3 protein-coding genes and 1 CRISPR repeat array are annotated in these 9765 nt (G+C 63.8%); of the genes, 2 read left to right on the top strand and 1 reads right to left on the bottom strand.

Annotated features, from left to right (window positions below):
• Positions 1–118: 118 nt before the first annotated feature.
• Positions 119–5195: a CRISPR direct-repeat array (repeat unit 28 nt; unit sequence GTTCACTGCCGGATAGGCAGCTCAGAAA).
• Between the two features lie 39 nt (positions 5196–5234).
• Positions 5235–6308, bottom strand: coding sequence for a GGDEF domain-containing protein (locus C7444_RS21030; RefSeq protein WP_445683277.1), 1074 nt, complete (start codon positions 6306–6308; stop codon positions 5235–5237).
• A 154-nt stretch (positions 6309–6462) separates the two neighbouring features.
• On the opposite strand from C7444_RS21030, the gene C7444_RS14115 reads away from it, so the two are divergent.
• Both C7444_RS14115 and C7444_RS20285 read left to right on the top strand, forming a co-directional pair.
• Positions 6463–6963: a CreA family protein gene (locus C7444_RS14115; protein WP_110401498.1), complete on the top strand. Its 501-nt coding sequence runs from the start codon at positions 6463–6465 to the stop codon at positions 6961–6963.
• Positions 6964–7161: 198 nt separating this feature from the next.
• On the top strand, positions 7162–9765 hold a 2604-nt coding region (locus tag C7444_RS20285; protein WP_211317559.1), incomplete at its 3' end, for a beta strand repeat-containing protein.

The raw sequence follows: 9765 nt of genomic DNA, 5'->3' as shown, positions 1-9765 counted from the left end.
CTGCAGTTCCTGTTGGGCTTGCAGCCGCGATGACGCTCCCATGTCGCTCAGCCTCCTGCCATATGTTGAGACCGTGGCTTCATGCAATCGCCCTGGTAGTAGGTGCCCCAGGCGTTCGGTTCACTGCCGGATAGGCAGCTCAGAAATGTACTGACGTTCACCGAAAGTGTGCAAAAGTGTTCACTGCCGGATAGGCAGCTCAGAAAGACCTGACGCCCCGCGCCGAGGTGGTGCTTGAGTTCACTGCCGGATAGGCAGCTCAGAAAAGATCCTCGCGCGCTACTGGGACGCCTACCGCGTTCACTGCCGGATAGGCAGCTCAGAAACAGGATCGATGCGTCGAGGTTGACCGACGACAGTTCACTGCCGGATAGGCAGCTCAGAAAATCTTGAGGATTCCCTCCACATGGTCCGACGCGTTCACTGCCGGATAGGCAGCTCAGAAATTTGCCGGCGGCCGCCTGGTGCAGCGCCGCGTGTTCACTGCCGGATAGGCAGCTCAGAAAGCCGAGCTGCCGGCCGTCATCCGCCCGGTCCGGTTCACTGCCGGATAGGCAGCTCAGAAACGCCCAGCTTTCGGGCCAGTGACGCCTGACCCGTTCACTGCCGGATAGGCAGCTCAGAAAAGGTCGCACCACTCGCGGTGCAGCAGCCACAGGTTCACTGCCGGATAGGCAGCTCAGAAACAGTTTGACCGCGCTCGTTTCACGGAACTCGAGTTCACTGCCGGATAGGCAGCTCAGAAATGTGCACGTGCCCACGCCGAGCCCGGCAGCCCGTTCACTGCCGGATAGGCAGCTCAGAAAGCCTGAAGCCTCCAGTCGTCCGGACTCTGCGGGTTCACTGCCGGATAGGCAGCTCAGAAAATCAGCCGCTCGATCAGCGTGTCCTGGCTGGCGTTCACTGCCGGATAGGCAGCTCAGAAAAATTCCAGACCGCCACATCGAGGAAATCGCACGTTCACTGCCGGATAGGCAGCTCAGAAATCCACCCACTGAGCACCAGCGGAGCGATGACGGTTCACTGCCGGATAGGCAGCTCAGAAAGCCAGGAGAACGACGACGATGACGAGGAAGACGTTCACTGCCGGATAGGCAGCTCAGAAATGTCGGTATCTACACAGCAGGTGCCGTTAACAGTTCACTGCCGGATAGGCAGCTCAGAAAACAGGGGCGTGAAATATATTCATATTCCGCAGGTTCACTGCCGGATAGGCAGCTCAGAAAACCTCACGCGCACCTCGACCGCTGGCCTACTGGTTCACTGCCGGATAGGCAGCTCAGAAAATGCTGAGGGTCGTCCCCTTACCATCAAGCATGTTCACTGCCGGATAGGCAGCTCAGAAAATGCGAACTTGGGGTTCGTGGCGGCGGTCGGGGTTCACTGCCGGATAGGCAGCTCAGAAAGAGCCGCGGCGCCAGGCGCCTGGCGTCGGTGAGTTCACTGCCGGATAGGCAGCTCAGAAAGAACATCAAACCCGCTGCAGAGCGATCAGTCAGTTCACTGCCGGATAGGCAGCTCAGAAAGCCGAATGCACGCAGTTGGCGAGGAGTCGGTGGTTCACTGCCGGATAGGCAGCTCAGAAAGGAACAGCACCGGGGTGCCGGGCCCAGGCCACGTTCACTGCCGGATAGGCAGCTCAGAAACGACAGGTGGACATGCGTATCGCTGACCTTGCAGTTCACTGCCGGATAGGCAGCTCAGAAAAATACCGTTGCAAGGACCGAGCGTTGTGCAAAGTTCACTGCCGGATAGGCAGCTCAGAAAACCGTCGAGCGCTCGGTCGCCTACATCTGCGCGTTCACTGCCGGATAGGCAGCTCAGAAAAGGCGTAGTCCTCGCAGTCGGCCAGGCCGGCGGTTCACTGCCGGATAGGCAGCTCAGAAAATCACGCACGACCGCGCCCGGTCCACCGCCCGGTTCACTGCCGGATAGGCAGCTCAGAAAAGGGCCGCCTTGACGACCTCGCGGGGGTACACGTTCACTGCCGGATAGGCAGCTCAGAAAGACGGCGTTGAGAGCCCCGTCACGACCACTGAGTTCACTGCCGGATAGGCAGCTCAGAAAGCCATGGACATCCAGACCCAAATCGCCATCGAGTTCACTGCCGGATAGGCAGCTCAGAAAATTTCGATGGTGGTCAGGCGCTCGATCAAATCGTTCACTGCCGGATAGGCAGCTCAGAAATCCTCGGCGGGGGCGGCCTTGAGCTTGGCTTCGTTCACTGCCGGATAGGCAGCTCAGAAAGCCACGCGGGCCAGGGTGTTGCGGCTGCGGCCGTTCACTGCCGGATAGGCAGCTCAGAAAATTGAAGCCGCCCTGAAAGCGGCGAATGCCCGGTTCACTGCCGGATAGGCAGCTCAGAAAATGCGCTCGGCGCCGCGCGCGAGGCTGTCGCTGGTTCACTGCCGGATAGGCAGCTCAGAAAATCATGGCCACCGTCTCCATGCCCAGGTCGAGGTTCACTGCCGGATAGGCAGCTCAGAAAGACCGATCCACGGGTAGACGTGGCGCCGCATGGTTCACTGCCGGATAGGCAGCTCAGAAATTATTGGCTCTCTTCGGGCTGATGCTCAGCTTGTTCACTGCCGGATAGGCAGCTCAGAAAACGCGACGTGCGAAATGGAAAAGTTCCAGGCCGTTCACTGCCGGATAGGCAGCTCAGAAAGTCGCCGCGATGCGGGCGCCAGCCTCGTGCGCGTTCACTGCCGGATAGGCAGCTCAGAAAAGGCGATCCAGCAGCGCAACATGCAGGGCCTTGTTCACTGCCGGATAGGCAGCTCAGAAACCACCCAGGCCAGCCCGCGGATTTTCTTCTCGACGTTCACTGCCGGATAGGCAGCTCAGAAAGAGCCGGCCGGCGCGGTACAGGCTCGGCGTGTGTTCACTGCCGGATAGGCAGCTCAGAAAAGCGACAGCAGCCCCATCAGCATCTCGATCAAGTTCACTGCCGGATAGGCAGCTCAGAAAAGTAAACCGGCAATCTCATTGGAGCTACATTTGTTCACTGCCGGATAGGCAGCTCAGAAAGCCATCGTTGTACATGCAACCGGACCCGCCAGGTTCACTGCCGGATAGGCAGCTCAGAAAGTATGGAAAATCAGTCCAGGTCATGCGAGCGCGTTCACTGCCGGATAGGCAGCTCAGAAATTGCCGGCAGACCCCCCATGAAAGAGGTCAGCGTTCACTGCCGGATAGGCAGCTCAGAAAGAAATCGGGCAGGCGCAGCTGGGCGCGGTAGGGTTCACTGCCGGATAGGCAGCTCAGAAATCGCCAGGCGAGACTGTCTTGCTGGTGACGAAGTTCACTGCCGGATAGGCAGCTCAGAAAGCCCGGGGCATTTATTTTCGACAGTTTGCAGCGTTCACTGCCGGATAGGCAGCTCAGAAAAGGATGGAAAGGCCCTCGAATACTCCGGCCGTGTTCACTGCCGGATAGGCAGCTCAGAAAGTTCAGGAAAGCGGGGCGCGGGGTAGTGGCAGGTTCACTGCCGGATAGGCAGCTCAGAAAAGGCCGGGGTCGAGATGGGCCGCGCGTCGGTCGTTCACTGCCGGATAGGCAGCTCAGAAATCTGGGGTGGACGACGGTCAACGGCCAGCGCAGTTCACTGCCGGATAGGCAGCTCAGAAATGCGGCGTCGGCGGCCTCCTTGGCCAGACCGAGTTCACTGCCGGATAGGCAGCTCAGAAAATCAAGCATGGTCCGAACGCCGGCCAGCCGCGGTTCACTGCCGGATAGGCAGCTCAGAAACCGCGATGTACCGCAACCCGGCGACCGGCGAGGTTCACTGCCGGATAGGCAGCTCAGAAAAGGCCGTCAAATTCCACGAGGTCCGACTCCAGGTTCACTGCCGGATAGGCAGCTCAGAAATGCTGGTCGCAGTACTGGGCCACCTGATAGAGGTTCACTGCCGGATAGGCAGCTCAGAAAAGTCATCGAGGGAGCGCAGCGAGACGTAGTCCGTTCACTGCCGGATAGGCAGCTCAGAAAGCGGCGTGGCGAACAAGGCTCTGCGCCGTGGTGTTCACTGCCGGATAGGCAGCTCAGAAAATCGGCCGCCGTCAGCGAGTCGAGCCCCGCGAGTTCACTGCCGGATAGGCAGCTCAGAAAGCTCGCGTGCGGCTTGGCGGCCAGCATCAAGAGTTCACTGCCGGATAGGCAGCTCAGAAATTCCCCCGCCCCCGCCCCTGCCCTAGGCTGCCGTTCACTGCCGGATAGGCAGCTCAGAAAGGTGAGTATTGAATCCGACCGGCTCAACTGAAGTTCACTGCCGGATAGGCAGCTCAGAAATGCTTGTGTGTTGCCAAGGGCTGTACGCCCCTGTTCACTGCCGGATAGGCAGCTCAGAAAGGTGTCGCACAGCTCGATGAACACGCACTCGCGTTCACTGCCGGATAGGCAGCTCAGAAATGGCTGGGCGCCGGGCTTGTACTGCGTGGCAACGTTCACTGCCGGATAGGCAGCTCAGAAATCGATCAGCGCCGCCGCCGCAGCAGCAGCAGCAGCGTTCACTGCCGGATAGGCAGCTCAGAAAATAGAGGCCCGGCCCCCGCTGATGGGATTCGGCGTTCACTGCCGGATAGGCAGCTCAGGAATCCGCCGGGGCGAGCACGTCGACGCCGTAGCGGTTCACTGCCGGATAGGCAGCTCAGAAAGTAGCGGATCAGCCCGGTGTAGCTGCCGTCGAGTTCACTGCCGGATAGGCAGCTCAGAAATCCCGTTGTATCGGCCGTCGTGAGTGTGAATTGTTCACTGCCGGATAGGCAGCTCAGAAAGCCAGGCGCTGCGCGACATCACCCAGCAGGCCGTTCACTGCCGGATAGGCAGCTCAGAAATGTCGGGCGCGTTCAACAACTTGGCCGCCAGCGTTCACTGCCGGATAGGCAGCTCAGAAATGCACGAGCCCAGCACGCCCGTTTATGCGTGGGTTCACTGCCGGATAGGCAGCTCAGAAAGGCAGCAAAGGCGGGTCGCTCTACCTGCAGGCGTTCACTGCCGGATAGGCAGCTCAGAAAGACCCGATCGCCATCGAGTCCGTTCCTCGCAAGTTCACTGCCGGATAGGCAGCTCAGAAACTCAAGACCGGTCTCGGTGGCGATCTCTTCGGGTTCACTGCCGGATAGGCAGCTCAGAAAAAAGAAAGGCGGGAGCCCGAATATCGGGAACCGTTCACTGCCGGATAGGCAGCTCAGAAATGCAGGACGCAATCAACCGGGCCGTTCACTGCCGGAGACTCAGAAAAAATCCACCCCACCCGCCTTGTCGCCCAGGGCGATGCAGCGGTCGCGGACCAGGCTTTCGTGCGAGGCGGCGTGGTTGCGGCCGTGCTGCTTGACCCAGTAGACGGCGTCGTCGGCGCGGGCGAAGGCGTCGGTGGGGGTGTCGTCGAGGCCGAGGGCGGTGAAGCCGACGCTGACGGTGATGTGGCCGACCTGGGGAAATTCGTGGGCGCGCACGGCCTGGCGCAGGCGCTCGAAGGCGTGCAGGGCGTCGGCCTCGTCGTGGCAGCGCAGCAGCACGACGAACTCCTCGCCGCCGAAGCGGTAGACCTTGTCCTGGCCGCGGAAGGTGTCCTTGAGCATGCGGGCCAGCAGCAGGATGACCTCGTCGCCGATGAGGTGGCCGAAGCGGTCGTTGACGCTCTTGAAGTGGTCGAGGTCGATGATGCCCAGCCAGCAGCCCTGGCGGCGGGTGCGGTGGCGGCGCTCGAGCTCGCTCGCGGAAAACGCCAGTCGCTGCGAGGGCAAGGCGCTGCAGACGCCCGCTTCGTCGGTGTCGAACCACTCGAGCACCATGCGCGCGATGGTCTCGTCGAAGGTCTTGCGGTTGAGCAGGCCCGTCATCGGGTCACGCTCGTTCTCGTCGAGCAGGCTGCAGAGGTTGCGGTGCAGGCGGTCGAGGCCGGCGATCAGCTGGCGCTGCGCCGGCGTGAGCGGCTGCGGCGTGCGCACCTCGAGCACGGCGGCGACGTCGAGCTCGGGCTGCACCGGCACGAAGTAGCGGCAAGGTGAACCGGCGGCCTGCACGGGCAGGCCCTGCTGCAGGCAGGCCAGGCGTTCGGGCTCGCTGGCCAGCGGGGCGAGCCGGTCGATGTCGATCCACTCGGGCTCGATGTAGGGCAGCGTGTCGTCGGCGTCCAGGCGCGCCAGCGTCAGCCAGCGGGCGTAGTCGCCCTTGCCGATCGGCCGCAGCACCGACAGCCCCAGCGGCAGCAGTTCCCCCCGCATCGCGAACAGCACGGCCACGAGCAGGGCACTGCGGTCACGCAGGCCACACAGGCGAGCCAGCTGGTCAACCAGAACGGTCATGAAACAAGCGGGGGTATGGAGACAAACGATCAGGGTATCACCGCTTGCCGGCAAAGCCGCGGGCTGAAATCGCAAAAAACGGCGTCTTGCCGTGCGAGGCAGCCGGGTGAGCCGCCGAGCCGAATCGGTCATGCCGCCGCCGTACCATCACGGCATGAAAACCTCACACGCTTCCCTTTCCGTCGTCCGCCCGATCGTGACCGCCCTGACGCTGTGCCTCGCGGCGGCGGCGCCGGCCCATGCCGAACAGGTCGGCGAGGTGGTCACGGCGTTCAAGCTGATCGGCCCGAGCCACAAGGTGGTGGTCGACGTGTTCGACGATCCGCGCGTGGACGGCGTGAGCTGCTACCTGTCGCGCGCCAAGACCGGCGGGGTGTCGGGCGCACTGGGCCTGGCCGAGGACAAGGCCGAGGCGTCGGTGGCCTGTCGCCAGGTCGGCAACATCGTCTTCAAGGGCAAGCTGCCGCAGCAGGAGGAGGTGTTCTCCGAGCGCTCGTCGCTGCTGTTCAAGCATGTGCGGGTGGTGCGCATGGCCGACGTGAAGCGCAACGCGCTGGTCTACCTGGTCTACTCGGACCGGCTGATCGACGGCAGCCCGCAGAACAGCGTCACCGCCGTGCCGGTGCCGGCCAGCACCGCGCTGCCGATCAAGTAGGACGGATCCCACGGGGGCCCGGCCCGGGCCGCCCGATCTGCTCAAGTCATGTGTTCCGACGCCGATAGACCCTGAGAACCGGCATCGGAAGAAGCGTGTGCTGTGCGCGCCGCGTCGTCTGGCCAGACGAGCGGCGCTGGCGATCTGCACACGCGGCGATGCCCGAACTGCGCCTCCGGCGCCGAAAGGGATCCACACATGACCGCAGACTCGTCCGCGCCTTCGCTCCAGAGCGCCGCCCCTGCCCTTGCGCTGGCACAGCAGATCGCCGGCGTGCGCCTCGATGCCCACTATGTGCCCATGCGCCTGCCCGCCGGCACGGTGTCGCGGACCTGGGGCTCGGCACTGGTGCGCAAGGCCAGCGGCGAACTGCTGCCGGTGCAGCCCGGCGACCTGGTCGAAAAGGGCGACGTGATCCTGACGACCCAGGACGGCATCGTCGAGATCACCGCCGACCCGCAGGCTGCGGCCGCCCGCCCGGTGGCGTATGCCGCGGGCAGCGAAGCGCTGGCACCGCTGCTGGCCGAACTGGACCTGGGCGAGCTCGAGTTCGAGGCGCCCGCCGCCGGCGTGAGCAGTGGTGGCGAGGGTGACAGCGGACTGCAGTCGGCCACGCTGGTCGAGCGCGTGATCGAGGTGGTGACGCCTCAGGAATACGCCTACGCCACCACGCTGGCCACGAGCGACACCGTCGAGCGCCCCACGGACACGATCGCCGTCGAGACCAGCGCCGCCCCTGCCCCGGCCCCTGCCGACACGAACGTGACGGTGCAGCTCTCCGGCCCCGCCAGCGTCGTCGAAGGCCAGACCTCGGGCGAGTACACCGTCACGCTGTCGGAGACGGCGCTGACGGAGGTCACCATCACGCTGGTCTACGGCGGCAGCGCCAGCGCCGGCACCGACTACGTGCAGCAGCTGACGGTGACGGTGCCCGCCGGACAGCGCTCCGCGACGTTCACGCTGCCGACCCTCGACGATGCACTGGTCGAGGGCGCTGAAACCATCCAGATCACGCTGGGCGAGGTCACCGGCGGTGGCTACGCCAGCATCGCGGCCGATCCGCAGGCCGGCTCGATCACCACCACCCTGATCGACGACACCGGCCCCGCCTCACCCACGCCTGCACCCGCTGGCGCCGAGGACACGGTCACGATCAGCCTGACCGGCCCTGGCACGGTCGTCGAAGGCCAGGTCGCCACCGGCTACACCGTGCAGCTCTCGCAGACGGCCGCCACGGACATGACGGTCCAGCTGACGTATTCGGGCACGGCCACGGATGGCTCCGACTACACGAAGGTCGTCTCCGTCACCGTGCCGGCAGGCTCGACCTCCACCTCGTTCGACATCTCCGCCCTCGACGATGCCTTGGCAGACAACGGTGAAGCGTTCACCGTCGCACTCGGCGCCGTCACCGGCGGAGGCTTCGAAACCGTCACGGTCGACCCCGTCGCCAACGCCGTCACCACGATCATCTCCGACGACGCCGGCCCGGCCATCCCCGGCGGCACGGTCCCCGGAACGGAGGACACGGTCACCATCAGCCTGACCGGCCCCGGCACCGTCGTTGAAGGCGAAGTCGCCACTGGCTACACCGTTCATCTGTCGCAACCGGCAGCTACCGATCTGACGGTCCAGCTGACTTACTCAGGCACGGCCACTGACGGCGCCGACTACACGAAGGTTGTCTCCGTCACCGTCCCTGCTGGCTCGGCGTCGACCTCGTTTGACATCACCACGCTTGACGATGCCTTGGCAGACAACGGTGAATCGTTCACCGTCACGCTCGGCACGATCACGGGCGGCGGTTTCGAGGCGGTTGCTGTCGACCCGACAGCGGCATCGGTCACGACTGTCATCTCTGACGACGTCGGCCCCGGCGTTCCCGGCGGCGGCACACCTGGCGCCGAGGACACGGTCACCATCAGCCTGACCGGCCCCGGCACCGTCGTCGAAGGTGAAGTGGCAACCGGCTACACCGTTCATCTGTCGCAACCGGCAGCTACCGATCTGACGGTCCAGCTGACTTACTCAGGCACGGCCACTGACAGCTCCGACTACACGAAGGTCATCTCCGTCACTGTGCCCGCTGGCTCGGCTTCGACCTCGTTTGACATCACCACGCTTGACGATGCCTTGGCAGACAACGGTGAATCGTTCACTGTGACGCTCGGCACGATCACCGGTGGCGGTTTCGAAGCGGTTGCGGTCGATCCGACGGCAGCTTCGGTCACGACGGTCATCGCCGACGATGTCGGCCCTGGAGTTCCCGGCGGCGGCACGCCTGGATCGGAAGACACGGTCACCATCAGCCTGACCGGCCCTGGCACCGTCGTCGAAGGCCAGGCCGCCACTGGCTACACCGTCCAGCTGTCTCAGCCTGCGGCTACTGATCTGACGGTCCAGCTGACCTACAGCGGCACGGCCACGGATGGCTCCGACTACACCAAGGTCGTTTCGGTCACCGTTCCAGCGGGCTCGGCTTCGAGCACCTTTGACATCACCACACTCGATGACGCTTTGGTGGACAACGGTGAATCGTTCACCGTCACGCTCGGCACGATCACGGGTGGCGGTTTCGAAGCGGTTGCGGTCGATCCGACGGCAGCTTCGGTCACCACGGTCATCTCCGACGATGTCGGCCCCAGCATTCCCGGCGGCGGCACGCCTGGCGCCGAGGACACGGTCACCATCAGCCTGACCGGCCCCGGCACCGTCGTCGAAGGCGAGGTCGCCACTGGCTACACCGTCCAGCTGTCTCAGCCTGCGGCTACTGATCTGACTGTCCAGCTGACCTACAGCGGC

This window comes from Sphaerotilus hippei (assembly GCF_003201595.1).
Lineage (GTDB): Bacteria > Pseudomonadota > Gammaproteobacteria > Burkholderiales > Burkholderiaceae_C > Sphaerotilus > Sphaerotilus hippei.
The sequence above is the reverse complement of the archived record's forward strand: the minus strand, read 5'-3'. Positions and strand labels throughout refer to the sequence as shown.